The 23616-nt window shown below is 63.3% G+C and carries 28 protein-coding genes and 1 tRNA gene; 11 read left to right on the forward strand and 18 right to left on the reverse strand.

All coding sequences use genetic code 11. The features are described 5' to 3' along the window. Positions 1 to 23 precede the first annotated feature (23 nt). Positions 24 to 914: an SDR family oxidoreductase gene (locus NKH91_RS10300; protein ID WP_023720787.1), complete on the reverse strand. Its 891-nt coding sequence runs from the start codon at positions 912 to 914 to the stop codon at positions 24 to 26. A gap of 136 nt (positions 915 to 1050) precedes the next feature. Between NKH91_RS10300 and NKH91_RS10305 the strand changes: the two genes are divergently transcribed. Next, positions 1051 to 1461, forward strand: coding sequence for a winged helix-turn-helix transcriptional regulator (locus tag NKH91_RS10305; RefSeq protein ID WP_023720786.1), 411 nt, complete (start codon positions 1051 to 1053; stop codon positions 1459 to 1461). Between the two features lie 255 nt (positions 1462 to 1716). Here the strand turns inward: NKH91_RS10305 and NKH91_RS10310 are convergent, their stop codons facing one another. Both NKH91_RS10310 and NKH91_RS10315 read right to left on the reverse strand, forming a co-directional pair. Then, the gene (locus NKH91_RS10310) at positions 1717 to 2442 is read right to left on the reverse strand and encodes a glutathione S-transferase family protein (protein WP_352814673.1); all 726 of its coding nucleotides are present in this window, start codon (positions 2440 to 2442) and stop codon (positions 1717 to 1719) included. Between the two features lies 1 nt (position 2443). Continuing rightward, entirely contained in the window at positions 2444 to 2749 is a 306-nt protein-coding gene (locus NKH91_RS10315) for a Rieske (2Fe-2S) protein (RefSeq protein WP_023720784.1), read from the reverse strand. A 100-nt stretch (positions 2750 to 2849) separates the two neighbouring features. Between NKH91_RS10315 and NKH91_RS10320 the strand changes: the two genes are divergently transcribed. After that, a complete protein-coding gene (locus NKH91_RS10320) occupies positions 2850 to 3302 on the forward strand; it encodes a MarR family winged helix-turn-helix transcriptional regulator (protein ID WP_023720783.1) in 453 nt (150 codons plus the stop codon). 37 nt (positions 3303 to 3339) lie between these two features. Here NKH91_RS10320 and NKH91_RS10325 read toward each other — a convergent pair whose 3' ends face one another. Then, a complete protein-coding gene (locus NKH91_RS10325; RefSeq protein WP_023720782.1) occupies positions 3340 to 3768 on the reverse strand; it encodes an anthrone oxygenase family protein in 429 nt (142 codons plus the stop codon). Between the two features lie 155 nt (positions 3769 to 3923). Here NKH91_RS10325 and NKH91_RS10330 point away from each other — a divergent pair, with 155 nt between their 5' ends. The 5 genes from NKH91_RS10330 to NKH91_RS10350 all read left to right on the forward strand — a co-directional run bounded on the left by NKH91_RS10330 (position 3924) and on the right by NKH91_RS10350 (position 8469). Further along, on the forward strand, positions 3924 to 4577 hold the full coding sequence (locus NKH91_RS10330) for a TetR/AcrR family transcriptional regulator (protein ID WP_023720781.1): 654 nt from the start codon (positions 3924 to 3926) through the stop codon (positions 4575 to 4577). 23 nt (positions 4578 to 4600) lie between these two features. After that, the gene (gene ilvC / locus NKH91_RS10335; protein WP_352483016.1) at positions 4601 to 5620 is read left to right on the forward strand and encodes a ketol-acid reductoisomerase; all 1020 of its coding nucleotides are present in this window, start codon (positions 4601 to 4603) and stop codon (positions 5618 to 5620) included. 238 nt (positions 5621 to 5858) lie between these two features. Continuing rightward, the gene (locus NKH91_RS10340) at positions 5859 to 6836 is read left to right on the forward strand and encodes a DUF3592 domain-containing protein (protein WP_352483017.1); all 978 of its coding nucleotides are present in this window, start codon (positions 5859 to 5861) and stop codon (positions 6834 to 6836) included. A gap of 495 nt (positions 6837 to 7331) precedes the next feature. Next, positions 7332 to 7853 (forward strand): hypothetical protein, encoded by a 522-nt coding sequence (locus tag NKH91_RS10345; RefSeq protein WP_352844452.1) that lies wholly within the window; start codon positions 7332 to 7334, stop codon positions 7851 to 7853. Beyond that, positions 7846 to 8469: a hypothetical protein gene (locus NKH91_RS10350; protein ID WP_352788440.1), complete on the forward strand. Its 624-nt coding sequence runs from the start codon at positions 7846 to 7848 to the stop codon at positions 8467 to 8469. Before NKH91_RS10345 ends, NKH91_RS10350 begins: the two co-directional genes overlap by 8 nt. 11 nt (positions 8470 to 8480) lie before the next feature. Here the strand turns inward: NKH91_RS10350 and NKH91_RS10355 are convergent, their stop codons facing one another. Next, positions 8481 to 8765 carry a PilZ domain-containing protein gene (locus NKH91_RS10355; protein WP_352483022.1) on the reverse strand — a complete coding sequence of 95 codons (285 nt, stop codon included), beginning with the start codon at positions 8763 to 8765 and terminating at the stop codon, positions 8481 to 8483. A 175-nt stretch (positions 8766 to 8940) separates the two neighbouring features. Then, positions 8941 to 9528, reverse strand: a complete 588-nt coding sequence (locus NKH91_RS10360) for a BA14K family protein (protein WP_023720774.1) — start codon at positions 9526 to 9528, stop codon at positions 8941 to 8943. A 187-nt stretch (positions 9529 to 9715) separates the two neighbouring features. Here NKH91_RS10360 and NKH91_RS10365 point away from each other — a divergent pair, with 187 nt between their 5' ends. Together NKH91_RS10365 and NKH91_RS10370 are read left to right on the forward strand one after the other, a co-directional pair. Further along, entirely contained in the window at positions 9716 to 10828 is a 1113-nt protein-coding gene (locus NKH91_RS10365) for an endonuclease/exonuclease/phosphatase family protein (RefSeq protein ID WP_352844451.1), read from the forward strand. A gap of 7 nt (positions 10829 to 10835) precedes the next feature. Then, positions 10836 to 11564 (forward strand): hypothetical protein, encoded by a 729-nt coding sequence (locus tag NKH91_RS10370; RefSeq protein WP_023720772.1) that lies wholly within the window; start codon positions 10836 to 10838, stop codon positions 11562 to 11564. Here NKH91_RS10370 and NKH91_RS10375 read toward each other — a convergent pair. The 4 genes from NKH91_RS10375 to NKH91_RS10390 form a co-directional block, all read right to left on the reverse strand. Further along, entirely contained in the window at positions 11561 to 11803 is a 243-nt protein-coding gene (locus NKH91_RS10375; protein ID WP_023720771.1) for a hypothetical protein, read from the reverse strand. The genes NKH91_RS10370 and NKH91_RS10375 overlap by 4 nt on opposite strands. Before the next feature lie 113 nt (positions 11804 to 11916). Next, positions 11917 to 13134: an ABC transporter permease gene (locus tag NKH91_RS10380; protein WP_023720770.1), complete on the reverse strand. Its 1218-nt coding sequence runs from the start codon at positions 13132 to 13134 to the stop codon at positions 11917 to 11919. A gap of 2 nt (positions 13135 to 13136) precedes the next feature. After that, entirely contained in the window at positions 13137 to 13844 is a 708-nt protein-coding gene (locus NKH91_RS10385) for an ABC transporter ATP-binding protein (RefSeq protein ID WP_352844450.1), read from the reverse strand. A gap of 2 nt (positions 13845 to 13846) precedes the next feature. Continuing rightward, on the reverse strand, positions 13847 to 15139 hold the full coding sequence (locus tag NKH91_RS10390) for an efflux RND transporter periplasmic adaptor subunit (RefSeq protein ID WP_352844449.1): 1293 nt from the start codon (positions 15137 to 15139) through the stop codon (positions 13847 to 13849). Positions 15140 to 15250: 111 nt separating this feature from the next. On the opposite strand from NKH91_RS10390, the gene NKH91_RS10395 reads away from it, so the two are divergent. After that, positions 15251 to 16156, forward strand: coding sequence for a PhzF family phenazine biosynthesis protein (locus NKH91_RS10395; protein WP_352844448.1), 906 nt, complete (start codon positions 15251 to 15253; stop codon positions 16154 to 16156). A gap of 105 nt (positions 16157 to 16261) precedes the next feature. Continuing rightward, positions 16262 to 16337, forward strand: a tRNA-Lys gene (locus NKH91_RS10400). Between the two features lie 152 nt (positions 16338 to 16489). Here NKH91_RS10400 and NKH91_RS10405 read toward each other — a convergent pair. Genes NKH91_RS10405 through cbiE form a run of 8 tightly spaced genes read right to left on the reverse strand, consistent with a single transcriptional unit; the run spans position 16490 to position 23615 of the window. Beyond that, positions 16490 to 17227 (reverse strand): hypothetical protein, encoded by a 738-nt coding sequence (locus tag NKH91_RS10405; protein WP_352884609.1) that lies wholly within the window; start codon positions 17225 to 17227, stop codon positions 16490 to 16492. 26 nt (positions 17228 to 17253) lie between these two features. Next, entirely contained in the window at positions 17254 to 18264 is a 1011-nt protein-coding gene (gene cobT / locus NKH91_RS10410; protein ID WP_352844446.1) for a nicotinate-nucleotide--dimethylbenzimidazole phosphoribosyltransferase, read from the reverse strand. A gap of 24 nt (positions 18265 to 18288) precedes the next feature. Continuing rightward, the gene (gene cobS, locus NKH91_RS10415) at positions 18289 to 19062 is read right to left on the reverse strand and encodes an adenosylcobinamide-GDP ribazoletransferase (protein WP_352483032.1); all 774 of its coding nucleotides are present in this window, start codon (positions 19060 to 19062) and stop codon (positions 18289 to 18291) included. Positions 19063 to 19065: 3 nt separating this feature from the next. Further along, positions 19066 to 20436 carry a cobyrinic acid a,c-diamide synthase CobB gene (locus tag NKH91_RS10420; protein WP_352844445.1) on the reverse strand — a complete coding sequence of 457 codons (1371 nt, stop codon included), beginning with the start codon at positions 20434 to 20436 and terminating at the stop codon, positions 19066 to 19068. Continuing rightward, positions 20433 to 21239: a uroporphyrinogen-III C-methyltransferase gene (cobA, locus tag NKH91_RS10425; RefSeq protein WP_352496380.1), complete on the reverse strand. Its 807-nt coding sequence runs from the start codon at positions 21237 to 21239 to the stop codon at positions 20433 to 20435. Before cobA ends, NKH91_RS10420 begins: the two co-directional genes overlap by 4 nt. Next, complete coding sequence (gene cobM, locus NKH91_RS10430; RefSeq protein ID WP_352844444.1) at positions 21236 to 22000, reverse strand: precorrin-4 C(11)-methyltransferase; 765 nt, start codon at positions 21998 to 22000, stop codon at positions 21236 to 21238. Before cobM ends, cobA begins: the two co-directional genes overlap by 4 nt. Next, complete coding sequence (locus tag NKH91_RS10435) at positions 21997 to 22377, reverse strand: cobalamin biosynthesis protein (RefSeq protein ID WP_023720761.1); 381 nt, start codon at positions 22375 to 22377, stop codon at positions 21997 to 21999. Before NKH91_RS10435 ends, cobM begins: the two co-directional genes overlap by 4 nt. After that, entirely contained in the window at positions 22374 to 23615 is a 1242-nt protein-coding gene (cbiE, locus tag NKH91_RS10440; RefSeq protein ID WP_352844443.1) for a precorrin-6y C5,15-methyltransferase (decarboxylating) subunit CbiE, read from the reverse strand. Before cbiE ends, NKH91_RS10435 begins: the two co-directional genes overlap by 4 nt. Position 23616 lies beyond the last annotated feature (1 nt).

The raw sequence follows: 23616 nt of genomic DNA on the forward strand, positions 1-23616 counted from the left end.
TGAGGGCACGGCCATTGTGAGGCTCAGCTCACCAGAGCCGCCTTGTTTGCTTCAAGAAATTGCTTCAGCGGCTGCGGCTTCCTGCCGGACAGCGTCTCGACCGCGTCGGTCACCATGCTGATGCGACCGGAGCGGGTGTTGGTATCGAAGGAAACGATAACGGGGGCGAAAGCCTCGGGAACGCCGGCTGCCTTCAATCCCTCGGTCAGCGCTTCATCCGAAAGCTGGACAACTTCGATCGGCTTGCCGGTGATCTCGGTGACGAGGGCTGCAATTTCGGCCATCGTGTGGGCCTTGGGGCCGGTCAGCGTGTATGTCGTGCTTTCGGTTGCGCTCGAAGCGAGGCCGGCGGCAATCGCGGCAGCCATATCGTCGCGCGCGCCGTGGGCAATGCGGCCGTCTCCAGCGGACGTGTACCACTGCCCAGAGGCGATGGCGTGCGGCAGCGCCAGGAACAGGTTCTCCTGATACCAGCCGTTGCGGAAGATGGTGGAGGGGATACCGCTCGCCTTGATCGCCTGCTCGGTGCCGTGGTGATCGGGCGCAAACAGCACCGGCGATCCTGGCTCCGGATTGGGCATCGATGTGTAGAGCAGATGCGAAACACCCGCGCTTTTTGCGGCGGCGACCGCGGTCTCATGTTGCTTCAGGCGCTTGCCCGGAATGGCGAGCTCGTTTGTCGAAATGATCAGAACCCTGTCGGCGCCGGTAAATGCACTGGCCAACGATGCGGTGTCGTCGAAGTCGACCGTCCTGATGGTGACGCCTCGGGCTGCCAGATCGGCCAGATTTTCCGGATTGCGGGTAGCGGCGATGATGCGCTGAGGGGAGACCTTGAGCGTGTCAAGCAGATGATTGATGACGCCGCGGCCAAGCTGGCCGGAGGCGCCGGTGACGAGAAGGGTGTCGGTCATGAAAGGTCCTGACGTTGCGCCGGAGCGGCGGGTGCATATGTTAGTCTCAAAAAGAGACCAGCACTAAAATAGGAATTGACCCATCCTCGTAAAGAAGGCAGTTTTGCGGGAGGTAGGCACAGCCAGGGAACCAGCCATGGACGGCAAGATCGTCAATCTGAGATCGAAGCTCGAGATCTACAAAGCAGGCAGCGGTGGCGGAAACCTTGCGGATTGCCCGGTTCGCGACGTGATCCAGGGCATAAGCAACAAATGGAGTTCGCTGCTGATGGAGGCCTTGGCCGAGAAGCCGTACCGCTTTGGCGAGTTGCGGCGCCTCGTGCCCGATATTTCACAGCGCATGCTCACCCAGACGCTGCACGATCTGCAGCGCGACGGCTATGTGCATCGCGAGGTTTTTCCGACCAAACCGCCGAGCGTTGAATACAGCCTCACCGATCTCGGGCGCTCGATGTTTGGACCCTTGCACCAGCTGATCCAATGGGCCGAGCTCAATCACGGCGCTGTACGCGAGGCGCGGAAGGTTTTCGATGCTGCCGAAGGCTGAGTCTCAAGGCCGAGACAGCGGCTTGATTTAGCGACAACGCTGAAGGATTGTCCGGCCTGGGTCGGGTCGGGCAAATGGGCAATTCTCTGGACATCGCGATTGCCGGCGCGGCGATCAGTTACGCGCTCATCGGAACGGACGTATCGATACTGCGCTGGAGGCTTGCGTCCGCGGCAGGCTGGTGGCCAGTGGCAAGCATTCCGCCGGAAACGAATATCCTTGCCTCGATGATTACCGGCACTGTGATCAATCCATTCAAGCCGATCGGGCTTGCGGAAGCCCGGTGGCCGGATCGTTTCGGCGGATGATTTCCGAAAGGTGCGAGCCCTTCGCCTGTAGGAATGTATGGAGGCGTTGCGGATAATCGGGAGCGACCGCGTCCTTCACGGATGGGCGTTTGCGCAACGCCTCGCGCCACACCTGGACATGCGGCTTTCCGTCCAGGATGCCGAAATCGCCGATCCGGTCGAAGACGTCGAAATAGCGGAAAATCGGCCCGTAGACCGCGTCGACCAGTGAAAAGCGCTCACCGGCGAACCACGGCCCAACCGCGCCATTCGCCAGTTCCACTTCCAGGCGATCGAACACCGCCGATAGCGCCTCGCTTTCGGCGAGCAACGCGGCTTCCGTAGGCGCTGAATAGAAGCGACCGATGGCGCTGAGGATTGCCGAGCCAAACTCGATCCAGGCGCGATGTCGGGCACGGGCATAGGGATCGGTGGGATGCAGCGGATTGGGCTGGGTTTCCTCGAGGAATTCGAGGATGACGAGCGATTCGAAGATCACCGTTTCCTGGCCGTCATGCTCAACGCGAAGCAGCGGCACCTTGCCGAGCGGCGATATCGCCTTGAACCAGGCAGGCTTGTTGGCGAGATCGACGGCGATGCGCTCGAACGGCACGCCCTTTTCGCGAAGCGAAATCGCCGCGCGCTGCACATAGGGACAAACATGGTGGCTGACGAGGATGAGCTTGTCGGTCATCTCACTCTCCCCAGACATAGTTCAAGGCGCCGTTCTCGACGCGGGTGGAGAGGAACATCAGGCGGGAGCCCTTCGGCGCTGGGCCTTCGAGGCGATCACCGTTCGCCATGTCGAACGAGGCGCCGTGCCATTGGCAGACGAGCTTGCCGTCCTTGCAGTCGAGCGGGCCACCGAAGTGCAGGCAGACGTTGGCGGCGGCGCGGATACGCTCGCCGCTGCCGTAGACATGGACCTCGCGGCCGAAAAACGGAGCGATCAGGCTGCCTGTTTCCGGAATGTCGGCGATCCTGCAGATTTCATGCTTCATCGGAATTGCCTCTCATGATTGATGCGATTGCATCTATATAGATGCATTTGCATCGATCGTCAAGCTTGATGCAGTTGCATCTATCGCCTACGATGTAATCATGACCGGGATTCCTTCACCTCCAGCAATCAAAGCCTGGGCCCGCCTGATGCGGGTTTCGCGCCAGTTGTTGGAACGAGCCGAGGACGCGCTGAAGGACAGTGGCCTGCCGCCGCTTGCCTGGTACGACGTGCTGCATGAGCTTGCCGAGGCGGGCGAGGGCGGATTGCGGCCGTTCCAACTCACCGAGCGCACCCTGTTTGCGCAATACAACATCTCGCGGCTGCTGGCGCGGCTCGAAGCCGACGGGCAGGTCGAGAAGCTTCCAGTTGCCGATGACGGCCGCGGGCAAACCATCCGCATCACCGGCAAGGGGCGCGAGACGCGCCGCCGCATGTGGGTCGTCTACGGCCGCTCGATATCGGAGTTGGTCGGCTCCCAGCTTTCCAACGATGATCTGGACACGCTGTCGGCTCTGCTTGGGCGCCTGCGAGATCCGCCCGCCCTGGCGTGACACGCCTTCGTGCCGAAGATGGCGCGGATCTGCGAGGTCAGGCACTGCCCCAAAGGAATGCCAATGTCGCCAGAACCCCAAGCCCGACGCGGACCAGATGCAGATTGCCCCATTTGACGATCATTGTCCGAGCCTCAGGATTGACGGTGTTAGCGTCCATCACCTCCAGCAGCCGATTTGCCGGCATCATCACCAGCAGCGTCCATGGCCAAGGCAGGATGATCAGCACGGCGCCGGCCAGATAAGCGAGATTGCCGGTCTGCCACCACGCGACGAGGCCCAGAATACAGGCGATGACGGCGATCGAGGCCTGCATGGCGGCGCCGCGCTTGTAGGAAGGCTGCCATTCCTGCAGCAATGCTTTGTCATCGAGGCGAAGCCGCGCCGGCTGTTCGGCGACGCTGACGTAGATAGCCGCGCCTGCAAACACAGCGGCAACGGTCAAGGCAAGCAATCCGGCGAGCATGATCCGTGTCTCCCGTAATGCCCCGCATGGAGCAAGCTACAGAAATAAGGCTTGCGCCGGGTCGGGCAATACGCCATAAAGCCGAACCGTAACGTACGGTACGCGGTCGAGTTCGTATCTGAACTGCGGGTGAGTTCGCCTCCTGAGGAAAGACTGTGTTGCACGCTGTGACCGACATCGACACCAGCGAGACGCTGACGGAGCGGCAGAAGGCCGTGCTCGACGCCGCCCTTCGCCTGCTGGTCGAAGAGGGCGATCAGTTGACCATGACCGCCGTGGCGCGGCGGGCGAGCTGCTCGAAGGAGACGCTCTACAAATGGTTCGGCGATCGCGACGGGCTGTTGACGGCAACGGTGCAATGGCAGGCGTCCAAGGTGCGGGTAGTGCCGGTCGACCGCAAGGGACTCGATCTTGCCTCGCTGACGGCGAGCCTCGAACGCTTCGCTTCGGACTGGCTCAGGGTAATTTCGAGCGACACCTCGATCGCGCTGAACCGGGTGGCGGTCGGCCATGCTAGTTCGGGGAAGGACGATCTCGGCGCCATCGTGCTGGAGAACGGCCGCTTCGCGCTGGCCAGGCGGCTGAAGCCGGTGCTGGAGGCAGGCAAGGAAGCTGGTTTCCTCGAGTTTTCCGACGCTGAGATGGCTTTCCGCACCTTTTTCGGGCTGGTCGCCCGCGACGTGCAGATCCGCCTGCTGCTCGGCGACCGGCTGGAATTGACTGATGCGGCGATCGGCGGCGATGCCGTCCGGGCGACGCAGCAGTTTCTCGCTCTTTACGGGGCAAAAACCGGGCCGCAGGGCCTCTGAATTCAAAACGGGAAGGAAGAAAAATGCGTGTCTATTACGATCGCGACGCCGATCTCAACCTGATCAAAGGCAAGAAGGTTGCCATCATCGGCTATGGCAGCCAGGGCAGGGCGCATGCGCTCAACCTCAAGGATTCCGGCGTCAAGGATATCGCCATTGGCCTCAAGGCCGGCTCGGCGACCGCGAAGAAGGTCGAGGCCGACGGGCTCAAGGTGATGAGTGTGGCCGATGCCGCCAAATGGGCCGACCTGATGATGATGGCGACGCCCGACGAGCTGCAGGCCGACATCTACAGATCAGAGATCGCGCCGAACATCCGCGACGGCGCGGCGATCGCCTTCGCCCACGGCCTCAACGTGCATTTTGGCCTGATCGAGCCAAAAGCCTCGGTCGACGTCGTCATGATCGCGCCAAAGGGCCCGGGCCACACGGTGCGCGGCGAATACCAGAAGGGCGGCGGCGTGCCGTGCCTGGTCGCGGTCAACCAGGACGCTTCGGGCAATGCGCTCGATTTGGCGCTCTCCTACGCCTGCGGCGTCGGCGGTGGCCGTTCGGGCATCATCGAGACCAATTTCCGCGAGGAGTGCGAGACCGACCTGTTCGGCGAGCAGGTGGTGTTGTGCGGCGGTCTGGTCGAGTTGATCCGCGCCGGTTTCGAGACACTGGTGGAAGCGGGCTATGCGCCGGAAATGGCCTATTTCGAGTGCCTGCACGAGGTCAAGCTAATCGTCGACCTGATCTATGAAGGCGGCATCGCCAATATGAACTATTCGATCTCGAACACCGCCGAATGGGGCGAATACGTCTCGGGTCCGCGCATCATCACCGCCGAGACCAAGGCCGAGATGAAGCGCGTGCTCAAGGACATCCAGACTGGCAAGTTCACCTCGGAATGGATGCAGGAATACCGCGCCGGCATGTCGCGCTTCAAGGGCATCCGCCGCAACAACGACAGCCACCAGATCGAGGAAGTCGGCGCCAAGCTGCGCGCGATGATGCCGTGGATTTCCAAGAACAAGCTGGTCGACAAGGCCAAGAACTGAAGGAAATCCACGTTCGTTTCGTTACGCGTCCTCGGGCTTCGCCCTGCGGGCGCGTGGGAATTTCCAAGAACAAGCTGGTCGACAAGGCCAAGAACTGATCGCAATTTCATTGTCGATCAAGAAAGCCGGCGGAGCGATCCGCCGGCCTTTTTGCGTTGATTTCTCAGCAGGCGCGCTATTCCCGCTGTCGTGGTATGCGTGTGCAGGGCATGGCACAAAATGGCCAAGGGGGTGAGCGTTGGAACTCAAATTTCTGTTGGTCGGGTTTGCCGGCGCGGTTGCCGGCATGCTGTCCCTCGTCACCTTGCTGAAGTGGTGGGAGGTGAGGGCGGTCAGCCGCTGGTCTCCGACGCAGGGAAAGATCATCTCGTCGCGGGTCGAGGCTCGCGAGGTGACCAGTTCGGGATCCGGTTCGGACAGCAGAGGGTCGACCGAGATGCGCAACTTCCCGGCGATCACCTTCGAATACAAGGTGAACGGCAAGAAGTTTCGCAGTTCGCACTACAGCGTGCAGGAGAACCTTGGAAACTTTGCGGTGGCGGAAACCCTTGCGAAATTTCCAAACGGGGCCGGCGTAACCGTCTTCTACAATCCGGCCGATCCAGCCAAGGCCGTGATCGAACGCACCATGCCCGACGGTTCCTTCAAATTCATGGTCCAGCTTTCGGCCGGGTTGGTGGTCGGCGCGCTGGTATTGGTCTTCTCCGTTGGCGGCGTCCTGGAAGCGATCCGGCCGTTTTTGCCCAAGCCGCAGAACCTCGGCGCCGCGGCCCTGCTGCTTTTCATGGGATTGTTTGTCCTGCGCATGGGCTTTGCCCAGAAGTCACTTGCGGAACAGGCGGCCAAGTGGCCCATCACGGCAGGACGCATCGACGCCTCGGGCCTGCAGAAAGTCGAGACCCGCGACAGGTCCGGAGGCGGCTATCGGCCTTGGCACACAGTTTTCAAATCCCGCATCGTCTACAGCTATAGCGTTGCCGGCCAGCGCTACGCCGCCGATCGCATCGCTTTCGGCGCAAACGTGACGGCGTCGCTGCCGAGCCTCGTCAGCGGTCAATCGCAGCGCTACCTCGAGGGCGACAAGGTCGAGGTCTACTACGATCCCGCCAATCCGGCTGCAGCCGTTCTCGAATGCAGGGTGCGTGGGCTTTGGCTACTGTGGATCTGCGCCGCTGGCTTCCTTGGTGGAGCCGCGCTTCTGGTAGGCGTAATCTGAAGCTGCTGTTCTAGATGCTGCATATCCAGCGGAAGAAGGCACCTGTCGTCAGCATCTGACAAGAACTCCGCTGTCGAAGCCAGGCCAGGTCAATCTCACCGTCGTGCCATTGCCAACGATATGGACGAGACGCGAGAACGGCTCTTCGATCGTGGGATCAGAACCGTAGCATTGGCTGGCCCGCGCCACCCAGCCCGTGGATATCTTGCGAAACGTTGCGTGTTCGCAGCCGAAAGCAGGAACCGACAGTGCCTCAGGGTACAATGTGTAAACAGTCTGGCGTTGAACATCCGCGACGGCGGTACAGTTCAATCTGTGCCCGGACCATGTGCCCACATAGGGTTCCGTGGCAAAGGCGCTGCCGCACGAAAATGTTAAGATCGAAATGAGCATCAAGAGATTTCGCATCATCGATTTCTTTCTTTCGACCGGGCCTCGGGCCATGCTAAAGCATCGATGCTTAAACTTCACAATGCTGCTGCTCCAGGGACTCAAATGATCATCCGCAAAGCAGCAGCTATTTTTCTGAGCATGCTGAGCCTGTTGCAAGCAGCGAATGCGACAGAATGTTCGCTCAGCCACGCGACCTATCGCGAGCCGCGTTCGGGAGCGACGATACAGTTCCGGCCCATCGACCGCGAACCGGCCGCGCTGACGACAGAGGTCTTTTCGCTGATCGTGCCCAATACCCCCATTCGCCTGCCATCGGACATCACCTGGACCAATGGCAAGTACTCGTTTCCTGTGGGGACGATTCGGCACACCTGCAACGACGACGATCGTGAGGCGGGTCTCGAGGACGGCACCGGGCTGTGCAGAGTGTGGGATGGGCAGGTCTATGCGTTCAACGCAGGCGGTGCCGAGCAGTTGAGCTCTCGCGAAGCCTCGCCGGCACCGACAGGGTTGCTGTTGCCTGACTTCGGCGCGATGTTGACCGAATGGCCCGATTTCGCCAAAGCCAATCCCGATGGCTCGGCCTGGGATGCCTTTACCTTGACGGGTTGCAGCGATGAATAGCAAGAGACTGCCGGCCTGCATCTGCGCCCTGCCGGTCCTTCTGGCCATGGCCATCGGGGCGCGTGCCGACCAAAGCAAGCCGTCGCGTCCGCCTGTCGACAAATGCACCTGGGAACGGCTGGCGGACAGAGATGTCGGGCTGGCTGCCTGGGTACAGCGCTGCGATTTCGGATTCCGCCAGATCCATTTCGAGCTTGGCGGCAATGCTCTTGCCATCAAATACAGCGATGGCGGGCCGGCCGATCCCGTCGTCGAAGTCTTCGATATGCTGCCGGGCGAGGCCGCTGGCGCCGCGTTGCAGCGAATATACTCGCAGAAGACCGAGAAGGCTGTCAGCACACGTTGCGTGCTCATGCCTTACACCGAAGGGGTCACGCCCACGGGCACCCTGCGGTATGTCTTCAGTCCCGATGCCGTTTATCTCAGTGAATTGAAAGCCGTTGCAGACCCTGACGAGGTCGGCGAACCGCCATGCGGCGAATGGGGCGAAGCCCCGGACGGCATTCAGTATTTCGAGGTACAATCACCCGAGCTGCGAAAGCTTCTGTTCATTCGCGTTGGCCAGGAGGAGCCGCTGTTTGACGAGCAGACACTGCAAGTCCTGCCACCCGGATAGGGCCGGGAACCTCAACCGTAGTGCCAGCTGGGCTTTGGTTCGGTGCCGGTGAACATCACCCCAATTCGGTCCTCGCGGCGCCAGCGGACCTCCGCCTTGTAGGCAATGCCGTCGGTTGGAACGTAGAGCAGGAACTCATCGGGCACGCGCGCGTCGATCGAGACCTTCAATTCGGCACCGCCGGCATGCATGTTGCGCAGCGTGCATGTGACCTCGGAGTTGGTCATGCCGGTCAGGATCGCCGCGCCCTTCAAGACGCGCTGCCGGCGTTTGTCCCTCTGTTCGTCCTCGGCCATCGTACGCAATCCAGCGATCTTTCGCGTCTCGGGCGTTCTGATCGGGAGGATTATTAGACCTGGCTGATAAAAATAGCGTTATCGCTGGTGGAGGCTGGACGATTTTCGCGATTCCTGGCTGAAAGAAAAAGGCGCCGCGAAGCACGGCGCCGAATGATGCTTGTTGTCGGCCTGCTCAGCTATAGGGCGAATAGCATTGCTGGCGCCGGCCGTTGTAGGGCTGGAACGTGTTGTCCCAGGCGCGGTACGACCGGTAGCGATTGTAACACCATTGGACATGCGCGCTGGACAGCCGCTGTGTCCGGTAATAGCGCCGCGGTGGCGGCGCGTCGTAGTAGTTGTAGTTGTTGTACAGGCTGCCAAGGCCGAGCCCCAGGCCCAAGCCAAGAATCGCGGCGCCCGCACCACCATCATCATAGTAGCCGCCACGGTAATGGCGGCGATGATGGCGCCTACGCCAGCTGTCGTCCCAGCCGCCATTGTCCCAGTGTCTCGAAAAATGACGGCCGCGGAAATTGTTGGACCGCCATCTCCAATCATTGTCGCCGTGCCATTGCCGAAAGCCGCGATGGCGCCAACGCCAGATCTGCCTGTCGTTGCCGCCTGCCCAATCTTCACGAATTTGCACGATGTCGGCGGCATTGCCCGCCACCGGCAGCAGGGGTTTGGGCATCGGCCCGGCAAGCGAGGGGGCCGAGAGGCCGGCTATCAGACCGAGGGCCATCAGCCCGGATCTGACGGAAGATAAAAAGAGCGGTTTCATCGCACTCTCCTAAGATTCAGGCCCCACGCCCAGAATACCCAGGGAAGAGCCCATTCATGGAACTTTCCATCTGAACGGAGGATGAACAAAAAAGGTTCCATCAACCATGACGAGCGCGCGGTCAATCGGGGCCGCCTGGGTTCTACGCCCTTGTTTTCGAGCGCGCTTGCGGGCAAAGGTCAAAGCCATGTCGCTGCGCCTTGCCACATTCAACGTCGAAAACCTGATGAACAGGTTTGATTATTCCGGATACCGCAATCAGCTCAACGAAGATCGCACGCTGGCGCTTTTCGACATCCAGAGCGAGGCCGAATACAAGATGCTCGAGCAGGCGCGGGCGATCGCGCAGTCTGACGACACGCGGCAGTTGACGGCACTGGCGATCGCGGCCACCCGCGCCGACATCATCTGCATGCAGGAGGTCGACAATATCGAGGCGCTGAGGGCCTTCGAATATGGCTATCTGTTCAAGATGGTGGGGCAAGGCTACCGGCAGAAATACACCACCGCCGGCAATGATTCGCGCGGCATTGACGTCGCCGTGATGATGCGCAACGAGACCGCGCAGGGCCAGCCGATCGAATTCGTGCGTATGACCAGCTACGCCTATGTCACGTTCGAGCAATTCGGGCTGCACACGGCGGAATTGGCTGCGCTTGGACATCAGGCCAATGAACGCATCTTCCGGCGCGACTGCCTGGAAATCGATCTGACGGTGGCTGGCGCGCCGTTGACACTCTATCTCGTGCATTTGAAGTCGATGGGCTCTCCCCGCAACGGCCTCGACGGCCGTGAAGCAACAATGCCGCTGCGCATCGCCGAGGCGCAAGCGGTGCGGCGGATCATTGAGGAGCGCTTCGGCAAGGACCATGCCGCCGACAAACGCTGGGCAATCTGCGGCGACATGAACGACTACCGGCAGCGCGTGAAGATTACCGGCGATGCCGTCGACGGCTATCGCTTCGAGGTCATCGACGAGACCCGGTCCTGCATCGACGTGCTCACTGCCGGCGGTTTTTGCGAAAACGCGGTCGAGCGGCGGCCGGAAATGGATCGCTGGACTCTCTATCACACGCGCGGACCGGAAGAGCGGCATCTCTGCCAGCTCGACTACATCCTTTTGTCGAGGGCGCTAGCCAGGCAGAACGCCACCGCCGTTCCCGATATCATCCGCAACGGCCAGCCCTGGCGGACCATATTTCCGGCGGGCCAGGAGGTCGAGCGCTTTCCACGCGCCGGGTGGGACCGGCCTAAGGCATCCGACCATTGCCCGGTAGCAATTGCCCTCGACATGGCGTGAGACACGCGTGAGTTTCGACCTGCCGCGCAACGTCATCCTGCCGGTCGATGCCATCGACGTCAGGCTCGATCCCGGCCCACATCCGTTCGAGCGCGATAATGCCGAGGCGATCGCCGCAAACTGGCGGCGTGAGACCGCAGCCAAGCCGGCGCTTTTTGACGGCACCGTGGTGCTGCTTTCCGCTCTCAGCTATCGCGACAATCGCCTCGTCGGCCGCTGCCATGCGGTGCGTTATTCGACCTTCATGCTTTGGCGCAGCAATAGGCAGGTGCCTGGCGCCGAACATGCCTACGCGCACGCCATGCTGGTCGCCGGCGACAACGCGTTGGTGGCGATCCGCATGGCGCCGCATACGGTCAATGCCGGGCGCGTCTACTTCGCCGCCGGTTCGTTCGAGCCAACCGATTTCCACGACGGCCTTGTCGACGTCGACTTCAACATGATCCGCGAGGTGCGGGAAGAGACCGGCCTCGACCTATCAGGCGCGGCACGCGGCAGGCACCATTACGCCCTGTCGACGGCAAGCGGCACGGTGATCTTTCGCCGCTACCGCGAGACGGCCTCCGCCGACGACCTGGCACAGCGGATCAGCGCTTTCGTCGCCGCCGAGTCAGAGCCTGAAATCGAAGGCCCCGTCATCATCCGCAATGCCGCCGATCTGCCGGACGGGCTGATGCCGCATATGAGACCGCTGATCGAATGGCACTTTGCGAGCGAGCAAGGCTTCCGACTCTAACGTCGTAGCCTGCCTTCAATAGCCTTGCGGTCGTTGCGGGCGGCGACAAAATACAACAGCACGCCGAGACCCAGGAGCGCCCCCATCGCCGTTCCCATCGTCTGCCCAATTACCTGCTGGAAGTCAGCGGTGACGCGATCGGGATTCTCCATCCCATAAAGGATCAAATTCCACCAAAGCCCTGCCAAGGCGGCTTCGACGATCACAATCGCCAGAGCCAGTCGCGCTTTCTTGCTCATCCATTGTTCCCCCTTAGTCCCCAACAGCATTGTTATCATTGCAGAATGTGCTGCGACAAGGGCAGGTTGCATAAAAAATCGGCAGCGTCTGGAGGCGACACTTGCTGCAACGCCTACTCATATCTCAGCGCGTCGATGGGGTTGAGCCGTGCGCCGCGCAGCGCCGGGAAGAAGCCGAACACCATTCCGATCAGCGCGGAGAAGCCGACCGCAAGCAGGATGACCGCCGGGCTTGGAGCAAACGGGATCGTCAGCGTCAGCGAGGCAAGACCGGCAAGCGCCAGGCCGATCAGGATGCCGATGATGCCGCCAAGCAGCGACAGCACGGTTGCCTCGACCAGGAACTGGATGAGGATATGCTTTTCGTGGGCGCCGATGGCGAGCCTGATGCCGATCTCGCGCGTGCGCTCGGTTACCGACACCAGCATGATGTTCATGATGCCGATGCCGCCGACGAGCAGGCTGACGCCGGCGACGGCGCCGAGCATGCCAGTCATGGTGGTGGTCGCGCTGGCCATGGCATCGGCGATCTGGGTCATGTCGCGGATCGAGAAATCATCGTCACGGTCGGGCGTGATGCGGCGTGTGTCGCGCAAGATGTCCTCGACGCGCTGCTGCAGCACCGTGGTCAGCGTACGGTCGTCGGCGGCGACATAGATCGAGTCGATGTCGCGATTACCGGCAATGCGACGCTGATAGGCGGCAAGCGGCATCAGCACGACATTGTCCTGGTCCTGGCCGAAGCCGGTATAGCCCTTCGGTTCGAGCAGGCCGATGATCTTGCAGGAGGTGCGGTTGACGCGGATGATCTCGCCTTCGGGATCGCCGGCGCCGAAGAACTGCTGGCGCACCGTCTCGCCGACGAGGCAGACGCCGGTGCCGGAGCGGGTTTCCGAATCGCTGAAGGGGCGGCCCGAGACCAGCTTCCAGTCGCGGGCATCGAGATAGGCGCTGTCGGTGCCGGTGACGCCCGAGGTCAGGCTTTCGGTGCCGAAAATGACGCGCACCTGCTTTTGCGACGCCGGCGAGATGGCGCGCGCGCCGTCCAGGTGCGCGACAAGCGCGGCGAAGTCCTTGTCGGCAAGAGGCCGGACCACCTGGTCGAGCCCTCCCGGGCCGCCGGGTCCGGCCGGCCGGCCGGAACGAATGACGAGCAGGTTGCTGCCGAGCTTGGAAATGTCGGACTTGACCTTCTCAGTGGTGCCCGAGCCGATGGTCAGCATGGCGATAACGGCGGCGACGCCGATGACGATGCCGAGCAACGTCAGGAACGAGCGCAGCACGTTGCGGCGGATGGAGCGGAGCGAGAGGCGAACGGTTTCCCAGATCATGGCTAGGCCATCTCGAGATTGGCTGTGTCCGAGGCGACATGGCCATCGAGGAAACGGATCGTGCGCTGCGCATAGCCGGCAACATCGGCTTCGTGCGTGACCATCGCGATGGTCAGGCCGAGCTCGGTATTCAACTGCGTCAGGAGCTCCATGATCTCGTGCGTGCGGGCGGTGTCGAGATTGCCAGTCGGTTCGTCGGCGACGAGCAGCGTCGGCCTGGTGACGATGGCGCGCGCGATCGCCACGCGCTGCTGCTGGCCGCCGGACAGCTCGGCCGGCGTATGATGCTCGCGGCCGATAAGGCCGACCTCGGCAAGTGCCTGCATGGCCAGGCCGCGGCGCTCGCGGGCACCGACGCCGCGATAGATCAGCGGCAGTTCGACATTCTCGGCCGCCGTGGTGCGCGGCAACAGATTATAGCCCTGGAAAACGAAGCCGACATAAAGATTGCGCAGCTGAGCACGGCGGTTGCGGTCGAGACGGCCGGCGTCGATGCCTTCGAAGCTGTAGGTCCCGGCCGTCGGCGTGTCGAGGCAGCCAATGATGTTCATGGCCGTCGATTTGCCCGAGCCGGACGGGCCCATGATGGCGACGAATTCGCCGCGCCTGATGGCGAGGTCGACGCCGGCCAGCGCATGCACCCGGGCTTCGCCTTGGCCATAGTTTTTGCAGACCTTGTCGAAGCCGATGAGGGTCGCGCCGGATGCCACGATCAGCTCCTCTGCTGCGAGGCGGTAATGACTTGCGCGCCTTCCTCGAGGCCGGAAACGATCTCGGTCAGTTCGCCATCTGTCGAGCCGACCTTGACGTTGACCGGATGCGGCCGCCCATTCTCCAGCACGTAGAGCGTGCGCGAGCCGTCGGTGGGCTTCGTCGCCGCCTGGCGCTGGCGGTTGCCTCCGGGGCGTCCCATGCGGCCAGTGAACAGGTCGGTGAGGCTCCAACCGCGCTCCGCCGTCTGCGCCGGCCGGTAGCGGAAGGCGATGGACGGCACGGTTAGCACGTTTTTGGCCTGCTTGGTGACGACCGAGACGGTGGCGGTCATGCCGGGCCGCAACAGAAGCTCGCTGTTGTCGACATCCAGCCTTGCATCGTAAGTGACGACGCCGTCGGTAGTGACCGAGGCATAGGAAATGTCGCGGATTTCGGCGTCGAATGGCCGTTCAGGGAAGGCATCGACGGTGAAGCGCGCATGCTGGCCGGGTTTGACGGCGCCGATATCAGCCTCGTCGACTGCGGCCTTTAGCTCCATGTTCTTCAGATCCGCTGCGATGACGAACAGCACCGGAGCCTGCAGCGACGAGGCGACCGTCTGGCCGGGATCGACCGAGCGCGTCAATATGATGCCGTCGATGGGAGCGTAGATGGTGCTCTTGGCAAGATCCGTCTGCTGCGCCTTGAGATCGGCATTGGCCATGGCGAGGTTGGCTCTGGCGATATCGAGCGCCGCCTTCGAGCGGTCGCGCGTGGCGGTTGCCGCTTCAAGCGACTGGTCCGTCGCCATGCCGCGCTTGGTCAATTGCGCCGCGCGCACCAGCGCCTTTTCGTTTTCGGCCAGGGTCACGGTGGCGTCCTCGACGCTCGCCGCCGCCGCCTTGGCGGAGGCCTGGGCGCGCTCAATCTGAACCTCCAGCTTGGCAGTGTCGAGCGCGGCCAGCACATCGCCCTTCTTCACCAGCTGGTTCTCGTTGACCGAGACCGAGCGGACGACGCCGGAGAGTTCGCTGGAAATATCGACCTGGGTGAGGGGCTGCAGCGTGCCAGTAGCCGAAACCGCGACGGTAAGATCGGCCATGGCAGCTAGTGTCGTGGTATACTCGATCTTGGCGGGCGAGCCCGCGTACCACTGATAGCCGGCAAAGGCCGCGGCGACGGCAAGCAGTGCGAACACTGCGTAAAGCCAACCGCGACGGCGTTTTGTCTTCAGGCCCTGGTGGTCAAGCCCGAGCGCCGTCTCGATGGCGGAAGTGGAATCCGTCTTTGGCAGATTGACAATCTGGTCCACGCCGGACCCCTATGTTCAGTGATGTCCCATCAGTGCACAAATCAGGCCTTATGGTTCAAAATTCAAATTAAATTTCGCTCATGTTGGGAATGAGGCAGAGGACTTACTGAAATGCAGCCGCGGAATTACTTGCTTTACGACGTATTCACCACCAACCGGCTGGCCGGCAATCCGCTGGCCGTGGTGCTCGACTGTGACGGGCTGGACGTTGCGGCGATGCAGGCGCTGGCGCGCGAGTTCAACCTGTCCGAAACCGTCTTCGTGCTGCCGCCTGATAGTCCCAAGCATCGGGCCCGCATCCGTATCTTCACGCCCGACTATGAAATGCCGTTTGCCGGCCATCCAACCGTAGGCTCGGCGATAGCGCTCGCCGAAATGGCGGGTGAGGCCGCCGGGATCTTCGTGCTCGAGGAGAATATCGGCCCGGTGCGCTGCGCGGTGAGCACCCATGATGGTTCGACCTTCGCCGAGTTCGACCTGGCAAAACTGCCGGCGCAGCTGGAATTGTCGGCCGATCCCGAGGCGATCGGCGCAGCACTTGGCCTCGGACCGCACGAGATCGGGTTCGAGAACCACCGCGTTTCGTTCTGGTCGGCGGGCGTGCCCTACGTGGCCATCCCCGTCGCCAATCTGGAGGCGGCCGCCCGGATCAGACTGGACAACCAGGCCTGGTCGGAGCTCGCACCACGCAAGAGCGATTGGGCCTTCGCCAGCCCCTATGTCTATTGCCGCGAGACGGTGCACCACGACAGCGCCTTCCATGTCCGCATGGTCGTGCCCGGCAATCCGTCCTACGAAGACCCGGCGACCGGCTCGGCGGCCGCCGCCTTCGCCGGCGCGATCATGCATTTCGACGGCCCGACGGACGGCGTTTCGCAACTGTGGATCGAGCAGGGGCTGGAGATGGGCCGGCCTTCGCGCATCCGCCTCGAACTGAGTGTCGAAGGCCGCAAACTGGGCGCCGCCCGCATCGGCGGCCATGCGGTCAAGGTGGCTGAAGGCAGGCTTTTTGTTTGACGGGCGCGGCACTTCGGCGATTTGTCGGGAAATGAATCCCACGGGGCTGGACATGGCGGATGTCGGCGGCTATATGCCCGCCAACGCCGGTTTTGCCGGCCGAGTGGGTGCGTAGCTCAGTTGGTAGAGCAGCTGACTCTTAATCAGCGGGTCCACAGTTCAATCCTGTGCGCACCCACCAAAGATTTCAAAGACTTGGTGGAAAAGACCCTGGAGACGCGGATTTTTTTTGCGTCTCACTTCCCATGTGGGACTCTGCCTTCTCACGATCGTTCTTGATGAATGGAACCCGACCCGCAGTGACAGGCTTGATGTTGCCGACGGTGTTGGCTTCTATTGGACGGTGAGCAGGTAGGTGAGGATCGCCCGCGTTATAGCCACGATGCCGTCGATTTCGTCAAAGTTCGTCTTGCTTTTGCCAACAATCCATTCGAGCTCGGGAGCGCTTGGCAACTGAAGCGCGCGACATATTCCCCGACCCGAGAGCATAGTAAGATCAAAAGACTGCGGCTCGTTTTCCGCATAATAGGGAAAGCGAAAATACAACCAGATTGGCCCTCCATATCCAAGCTTGAATATCGTTCTGACTACAACATTGTGGCCGAACCGATCCTCGATGACGCCGTGAAAACTAAGGTCTCTAATAGCATAGTCATGGGAAGGCCTCGTTAATCCCATGGAGTTCCATGCCTTCCAAGTGTGTGCCTTCAGTTCCTTGTAGTTGGGGAATTTCGTCATTTCGGGAGTTAACCGGCTGGGAGGGTCGCGATAGCCTGTCTCTGTTTTCCACTCCTCCGCGGCGCTGCGAAGATCTTCAAAAATCTGAACGATTCTCGGGTCTGTCTGCTCGCCAGAAAAGATTGAGATTCGCCATTGAGAAATCATCTCGCACAGCTCTTCGACCGTATGGCCCGATCGCTCTGCCCAATCCTCGGTGGCGAGTATCCACGGCGAATTGTATTTCAGCCCGGCAAAAGCGCCGCTCTTGCTGTCGAAATCTCTAATGATCCGCGCAAGAATATCGCGAAGCCCCTGTTTGGGGTCTCCGAAAATCTGTGAGGGTTTGTTCATCAACGCGATCCGCGCTTGGCTCCGCCTTACTTCTCCGAAACACCAGCCTCCGCAAAGCTTGCCATGCGGGCGTGGCACTCCAGCGCCGAGCGGACGATGTTGACGGCGAGACAGGCGCCGGAGCCTTCGCCGAGCCGCATGCCGAGATCGAGCAGCGGCGGCAGGCCGAGCGCCTCCAACAGGCGGCGGTGGCCGGACTCGGCCGATACGTGAGCGGCCATGGTGTGGGCAAGGCCGGCGGGATGCAGCGCTGCCAAGGGTGCTGCGGCGGCGGTGCAGACGAAGCCGTCGAGCAGCACCGGCACGCCCAGGTGGCGCGCCGCCAACGTTGCGCCCAAGATCGCCGCAAGCTCGCGGCCGCCGAGGGTGGCCGCTAGCTTCAGCGGATCGGCCAGCGCCGTGGCGTGGCGCTTGAGGCCGGCCTCGATGGCGACGATCTTTCGCACAAGGCCGGCATCGTCGACGCCGGTGCCACGCCCGGTCCATCTTTCCGCTCCGCCGCCGAACAGAGCGGTCGAGATGGCCGCCGCCGGCGTGGTGTTGCCGATACCCATTTCGCCGAAGCAGACAAGGTCGAGTTCCCTGCTGATCGCGTCGTAGCCTGCCGAGACGGCGGCGAGGAAGGCCTCGTCGTCCATCGCCGCGTCTTGCGTGAAATCGCCGGTCGGACGGTCGAGGTCGAGCGGGATAACATCGAGATCGGCGCCGGCGATGCGGGCAAGCTGGTTGATGGCGGCGCCGCCGCCGGCGAAATTCGCCACCATCTGCACGGTGACTTCCGACGGGAAGGCCGACACGCCTTGCGCGGTGACGCCGTGGTTGCCGGCGAAGACGAAGACCTTGACGCGGTCGAGCTTTGGCATGTCGCGGCCCTGCCAGCGCGCCAGCCAGGCGGCTATCGTCTCCAGTCGGCCGAGGCTGCCTTGCGGCTTGGTCAGCGTGTCCTGACGGCGGGCGACGGCATTGGCCGCGGTGTCGCTGCCGTTGGGCAGGTCAAGGCAGGCGGCGCGCAGTTCATCGAGCGATTTGAAAGGCATGGGGACAAAATCTCCGAAACAGAGTCAGGAAAGGGAAACGGAAGCGACGATCAGGATTGCGATCTCGCCGAGCTGCTGGAGGGCACCGACAGTGTCGCCGGTCTGGCCGCCGATCTGGCTGATGCACAGCGCGCGGAAGGCGGCAAACAAAAGCGCAAGCAGGATGAGCGCGAAGATAGCAGCGCCGAACCCAAGCGCCAGCAGCGCGACCGCACCGAGTACGGCACCGATGCCAGCGGTCTCAGTCGTAACCAAGCCTGCTTCGGCCGAGAGGCCGTCGCTGCGAGCCGGCGGCAAAAGGTGCATGAAGGCGCCGAGCAGGCCGCGCGAGGCGGCATGCGCGGCAATGAGAGCCCAGAAGACAGGGGCCGGGCCGGCGAATCCAGAGAGCACGCTCCAGCGGATCAGCAGCGAGATGCTGAGTGCGCAGGCGCCGTAGGCACCGATGCGGCTGTCGCGCATGATCTCCAGTTTCCTGTCGCGCGTCTTGCCGCCGCCAAAGCCGTCGGCGACATCCGAAAGCCCGTCTTCATGCAGGCAGCCGGTGGCGAGCAGGATCGCGGCAAGGGTCAACGCTGCAGCAGGGCTCTCGGCTAGGCCTAGCCTCGTGCCGACGGCGTAGACCAGGGCACCGGCCAGAGCGACGGCGAGACCGGCAACGGGTGCAGCCCAGATCGCAGCGGCAAGGCTGCGGCCACGGAAGTCGGCTCTCGGCAGCGGCAGCCGGGTAAAGAAGACGAGGCAAAGCGCGATGTCGTCGAGCAGCTGCCGTTGCGAGGGGATCTGGAGTTTGAGCATGATCTATTCCGAAAACCGGCTACCACTTTTCGCTGACGCGGACCTTCGGTTCGGGATCATGCTCTCGCCCCTCGCAATGGCGTGGAAGAAGGTGCCGCTGACATTGCCGCGCTGGTATCCCGACGCACCAAGCGGATTGCCTTGTCCGTCGGCGAGGTCGGCCAGCGGCTCGTCATTGCCGGTCGCAACCATCTGCGCGTAGTGGAATTCATGGCCGCGGATCAGCGTGCCTTGGCTGCCGAGCGGACACCCGGAACGCAGCCGCGCCTCGCGGTAGCCGAGATTCATCTTGCGCTTGGCGAAGCTGGTCGAATGACCGAGCAGGCCAAGCATTCGATGCGTCTCGCCCGACGCGTCCTCGAGCGCCTCGCCGAGCACCATGAAGCCGCCGCACTCACCATGCACCGGCCGCGTAGCGGCGAACCGCGCCATGCCGGCTCTGAAATTCGCCGCGGCGGCGAGGCGACCGGCGTGAAGCTCGGGATAGCCGCCGGGCAGCCAACAGACATCGCAATTGTCGCCTAGTGCTTCGTCGGCGAGTGGCGAGAAGGGAATAATCTCGGCGCCGGCCTTGCGCCAATGCATGGCGACATGCGGATAGAGGAAGCTGAAGGCGGCGTCCTCGGCAAGTGCAATGCGCTGGCCGGGGGGCGGCAGCGCGTCGCCGAAATTGCCCGGCGCGGGCGTGAATGGCGCCGCCAGCGCCATGATGGCGTCGAGGTCGAGCGAGCGCTCGACCATGTCGGCCAGCCGGTCGAGGTGCGCCATCAGATTCTCATATTCGCCGGCCTGGACGAGGCCGAGATGGCGCTCGGGCAGGTTGAGCGAGGGATCGCGCAAGATAGCGCCGACGACAGGCAGCCCGAGTGCCTCGATGGCATCGCCGCATAGCCGGCGGTGGCGCTCGCTGCCGAGTCGGTTGAGCACGACCCCCGCCATGCGCACATCCGGATCGTAGGTGGCAAAACCCTTGGCGACGGCCGCTGCCGTGGTCGACTGGCCGGAAACGTCGAGCACCAGCAGCACCGGCAGGCCGTAGAGCCGGGCAAGGTCGGCAGCCGAGCCGGACCGTCCTGGAGCAGCCGGAATCCCGTCGAACAGGCCCATGGCGCTTTCGAGAAAGATAAATTCGGCATCCTCGTTCGCTTCACCAGCCAGCGCGTTGAGCAGGGCAGGCGGCATTGCCCAACTGTCGAGATTGACGCCGGACAGGCCGGTGGCTGCGGCGTGGAAGCCGGGATCGATATAGTCCGGGCCGGATTTGGCGCCGCGCACCTTCAGGCCGCGCCGGGCGAGCGCGCGCAGAATGCCGATGGTGACGCTGGTCTTGCCCGAGCCCGAGCGCGGCGCGCCGATGATGATGGCGCGGGTCATGACTCACCCGCCAATGCCGCGCGCATCGCGACGATGCCGCCAACGACGATCAGCGCCGGCGAGGTCAGACCGGCGGCCGCTGCCTCTTCCGCAATGGTGGCGAGCGTGGCGACGACGATCCGTTCCTGCGGTGTCGTCGCAGCGACAATTACCGCGGCGGGCGTCGAAGGCGCCAGCCCGCCCTCAAGCAGCGAGGCGGCGATCAGCGGCAGATTGGCCATGCCCATATAGATGACCACCGGCTGGCCGGTACGGGCGATGGCCGCCCAGTCGAGATCGTCATCGGTGCCGGCGGCGTGACCGGTCGCCAGGATCAGCGCCTTGTTGATGCCGCGCATGGTGCCGGGAATGCCGGTGGCGGCCAGCGCGCTGAGGCCGGACGTCAGGCCAGGCAGGATGTGGAACGGGATGGTTTCCCCGGCCAGCGCCAGCGCCTCTTCGCCGCCACGCCCGAAAATATAGGGGTCGCCGCCCTTCAGCCTGACGACGCGCCGGCCCTCGCGCGCCAGCCGGACCAGCAGAGCGGTGATGTCGTCCTGCTTCATCGATGGTTTGCCACCGCGCTTGCCGGCATAGAACAGTTCCGCGCCCTCGGCGACGGCGACGACTTCGGGCGAGACCAGCGCGTCATAAACCAGCGCGTCGCACTGTCCGAGGGCGGCCAGCACTTCCAGCGTCAGGCAGCCGGGATCGCCAGGGCCGGCGCCGGCCAGCCAGACATGTCCGGGCTCCAGCTGGCGCGGCTTGAAGTTCAGCCGGGTGAGCGCCTGCTCGACAGTAGTGTTTCTATTGCTGCCGCTCACGGTCCGTCTCGTCCGCGAAAACGCCGCTGGTAGTGGGCGTCGTAAAGTGAACTTTCACTAAAATCTTCCGCCGCCAGCGAGCGGCCGACGAAGATGATCGCCGTGCGTTCCATCGGATCCGCGCCTAGCTGCGCCTCAATGGTCGCCAGCGTGCCGGTCAACACCCGCTCGTCCGGCCAGGAGGCGCGGAAGACGACCGCGACTGGGCAGTCGGCGCCGTAGTAGGGCGTCAGCTCGGCGACGACGCGGTCGACAGCGTGGATGGCGAGGTGGATGGCGAGCGTGGCGCCGGTGCGGCCGAAGCCGGCCAGTGTTTCTCCGGGCGGCATTTTCGAGGCGCGGCCGGAGATGCGGGTCAGCACCAGGCTTTGCGCGACTTCCGGAATGGTCAGCTCGCGGCGCAGCGCGGCGGCCGCGGCGGCAAAAGACGGCACGCCCGGCGTCAGCGTGTAAGGGATGCCGTGCTTTTCCAGCCGGCGGATCTGCTCGGCAACGGCGCTCCACACGGAAAGGTCGCCAGAATGGAGGCGGGTGACATCATGGCCGGCCGCGTGGGCTGCCAGATATTCGGCCTCGATCTCGTCGAGTGACATCGGCGCGGTGTCGATCAACATCGTTCCGGGCGCGCAGTGCTGCAACAGCTCCGGCGCGACGATCGATCCGGCATAGAGGCAGACGGGACAACTGCCGAGCAGACGGCTCCCGCGCAAGGTGATCAGATCGGCGGCACCCGGGCCGGCGCCGATGAAATGGACGGTCATACCGCATCTCCGCTGATGGCGATGGCGCAGGTGACAGCACCGAGCACGGTGCGTGGTCCGAGCAGTTTTGCGCCTTTGCCGGCGGCGGCAAGCGCGGAGGCTTCGGAAACCGACGGCGTGCCGGCGTGCTCCTGTGATAGGTTGGAGTGGCTGGTTGTAGATGCAGCTTTGAGTTCGTCCTGCTCGACAACGATCACCGGAAGGCGGAGTTCGCGTCCGGCGGCGAAGATTGCCGCTTCATCCTGCTTGAGAGACGCGGTCGCGAGCGCCGAAAGCGCGGGCAGGGCAAGCCCGTGCGCCTCCAGCGCGGTTTCTACCGCAGCAAGCACGTCGCGTGCGCTGACGCCTTTGCGGCTGCCGATGCCCGCGACCATCATGGCTTCACCCAGCTCCATTGGGTGACCGGCATAGCCGGCCGCCAAGCCTGCATCGAACCGACCGGCGAAGCACGGGATATGGCGATGCGGGTGAGCTCGCCGCCGAGCGCAGCGTGACGGGAAAGCAGCAGTGCCTCCATCTCCAGCGTCACCGCGTTGGCGACGAGGCGGCCGCCGGCGGGTAAGGCATCGATGGCTCTTTCCAGCACGCCGGCATCGCTGCCGCCGCCGCCCATGAAGATCGCCGCCGGCGTTTCCAGTCCGGCAAGAGCTTGCGGTGCCGAACCTTCAACGACGGCGAGACCGGGAACGCCGCAGGCCGCGGCGTTGTGTCGGATGCGCGCGGCGCGGGCCGGATCGCCTTCGACGGCGATGGCGCGCATGGAGGGATGCGCGAGCATCCATTCGACGCCGATGGAGCCGGAGCCGGCGCCAATGTCCCACAGCAGTTCGCCGCGCCTTGGCGCGAGAGCGGACAGGGTGACGGCGCGCACTTCGCGCTTGGTGATCTGGCCGTCGTGCTCGAACAAATGATCGGCAAGGCCCGATGTCAGCGGCAGGACGCGTGATTGCGGGGTCGAATCAACTTCGATTGCGAGCACGTTGAGTGGGTTGATCTTTTCGAGGTCGAAAGCGCCGGCGTTCGCCGAGCGCAGCCTTTCGTTCTGCCCACCCAGCGCCTCCAGAACCGTCAACCGCGAGGCGCCGAAGCCGAGTTCGGTCATGAGACGGGCAATCGCTTCCGGTGCATCGCTATCCGAGGTCAGCGCCAGAATGCGGGTGCAAGGATGCAGCAACGGCCGGATCAGGTCGAGCGGGCGGCCATGCAGCGAAATGGTCTCGACGTCCTGTAGCGCCCAGCCCAAGCGTGAGGCGGCCAGCGAGAAGGCCGAGGGCGCGGGGATCACCCGCATATCCTCCGCCGCGACCTTGCGGGCGAGGGTGACGCCGACACCGTGGTAGAAGGGATCGCCGGAGGCCAGCACGCAGACGCGTCTGCCGGAGAGCGCCAGCACGTCGCGCATTTCGGCATCGAAAGGCGTCGGCCAGGCGCGCGCTTCACCTTTGGCGAGCGATGCGACGAGGGCCAGGTGGCGCTTGCCGCCGAAAACGAATTCGGCACCCGCGATCAACTGCTTGGCCTCGTCGCCGAGACCCGCTACACCGTCCTCGCCGATGCCGATGATCGTGAGCCATTTTGGAGTGAGCACGGCGGCGCGCGGACCTTCAGCAGGCATG

The sequence above is a fragment of the Mesorhizobium sp. M0894 genome, assembly GCF_040319725.1.
In the GTDB taxonomy this organism is placed as follows: domain Bacteria; phylum Pseudomonadota; class Alphaproteobacteria; order Rhizobiales; family Rhizobiaceae; genus Mesorhizobium.

Bases quoted from the DNA above. Each gene is read 5' to 3' on its own strand.
- NKH91_RS10300 (WP_023720787.1), bottom strand. From the start codon at position 914: ATGACCGACACCCTTCTCGTCACCGGCGCCTCCGGCCAGCTTGGCCGC.
- NKH91_RS10305 (WP_023720786.1), top strand. From the start codon at position 1,051: ATGGACGGCAAGATCGTCAATCTGAGATCGAAGCTCGAGATCTACAAA.
- NKH91_RS10310 (WP_352814673.1), bottom strand. From the start codon at position 2,442: ATGACCGACAAGCTCATCCTCGTCAGCCACCATGTTTGTCCCTATGTG.
- NKH91_RS10315 (WP_023720784.1), bottom strand. From the start codon at position 2,749: ATGAAGCATGAAATCTGCAGGATCGCCGACATTCCGGAAACAGGCAGC.
- NKH91_RS10320 (WP_023720783.1), top strand. From the start codon at position 2,850: ATGACCGGGATTCCTTCACCTCCAGCAATCAAAGCCTGGGCCCGCCTG.
- NKH91_RS10325 (WP_023720782.1), bottom strand. From the start codon at position 3,768: ATGCTCGCCGGATTGCTTGCCTTGACCGTTGCCGCTGTGTTTGCAGGC.
- ilvC (WP_352483016.1), top strand. From the start codon at position 4,601: ATGCGTGTCTATTACGATCGCGACGCCGATCTCAACCTGATCAAAGGC.
- NKH91_RS10345 (WP_352844452.1), top strand. From the start codon at position 7,332: ATGATCATCCGCAAAGCAGCAGCTATTTTTCTGAGCATGCTGAGCCTG.
- NKH91_RS10350 (WP_352788440.1), top strand. From the start codon at position 7,846: ATGAATAGCAAGAGACTGCCGGCCTGCATCTGCGCCCTGCCGGTCCTT.
- NKH91_RS10355 (WP_352483022.1), bottom strand. From the start codon at position 8,765: ATGGCCGAGGACGAACAGAGGGACAAACGCCGGCAGCGCGTCTTGAAG.
- NKH91_RS10360 (WP_023720774.1), bottom strand. From the start codon at position 9,528: ATGAAACCGCTCTTTTTATCTTCCGTCAGATCCGGGCTGATGGCCCTC.
- NKH91_RS10365 (WP_352844451.1), top strand. From the start codon at position 9,716: ATGTCGCTGCGCCTTGCCACATTCAACGTCGAAAACCTGATGAACAGG.
- NKH91_RS10375 (WP_023720771.1), bottom strand. From the start codon at position 11,803: ATGAGCAAGAAAGCGCGACTGGCTCTGGCGATTGTGATCGTCGAAGCC.
- NKH91_RS10380 (WP_023720770.1), bottom strand. From the start codon at position 13,134: ATGATCTGGGAAACCGTTCGCCTCTCGCTCCGCTCCATCCGCCGCAAC.
- NKH91_RS10395 (WP_352844448.1), top strand. From the start codon at position 15,251: ATGCAGCCGCGGAATTACTTGCTTTACGACGTATTCACCACCAACCGG.
- NKH91_RS10405 (WP_352884609.1), bottom strand. From the start codon at position 17,227: ATGAACAAACCCTCACAGATTTTCGGAGACCCCAAACAGGGGCTTCGC.
- cobT (WP_352844446.1), bottom strand. From the start codon at position 18,264: ATGCCTTTCAAATCGCTCGATGAACTGCGCGCCGCCTGCCTTGACCTG.
- cobS (WP_352483032.1), bottom strand. From the start codon at position 19,062: ATGCTCAAACTCCAGATCCCCTCGCAACGGCAGCTGCTCGACGACATC.
- NKH91_RS10420 (WP_352844445.1), bottom strand. From the start codon at position 20,436: ATGACCCGCGCCATCATCATCGGCGCGCCGCGCTCGGGCTCGGGCAAG.
- cobM (WP_352844444.1), bottom strand. From the start codon at position 22,000: ATGACCGTCCATTTCATCGGCGCCGGCCCGGGTGCCGCCGATCTGATC.
- NKH91_RS10435 (WP_023720761.1), bottom strand. From the start codon at position 22,377: ATGATGGTCGCGGGCATCGGCAGCCGCAAAGGCGTCAGCGCACGCGAC.
- cbiE (WP_352844443.1), bottom strand. From the start codon at position 23,615: ATGCCTGCTGAAGGTCCGCGCGCCGCCGTGCTCACTCCAAAATGGCTC.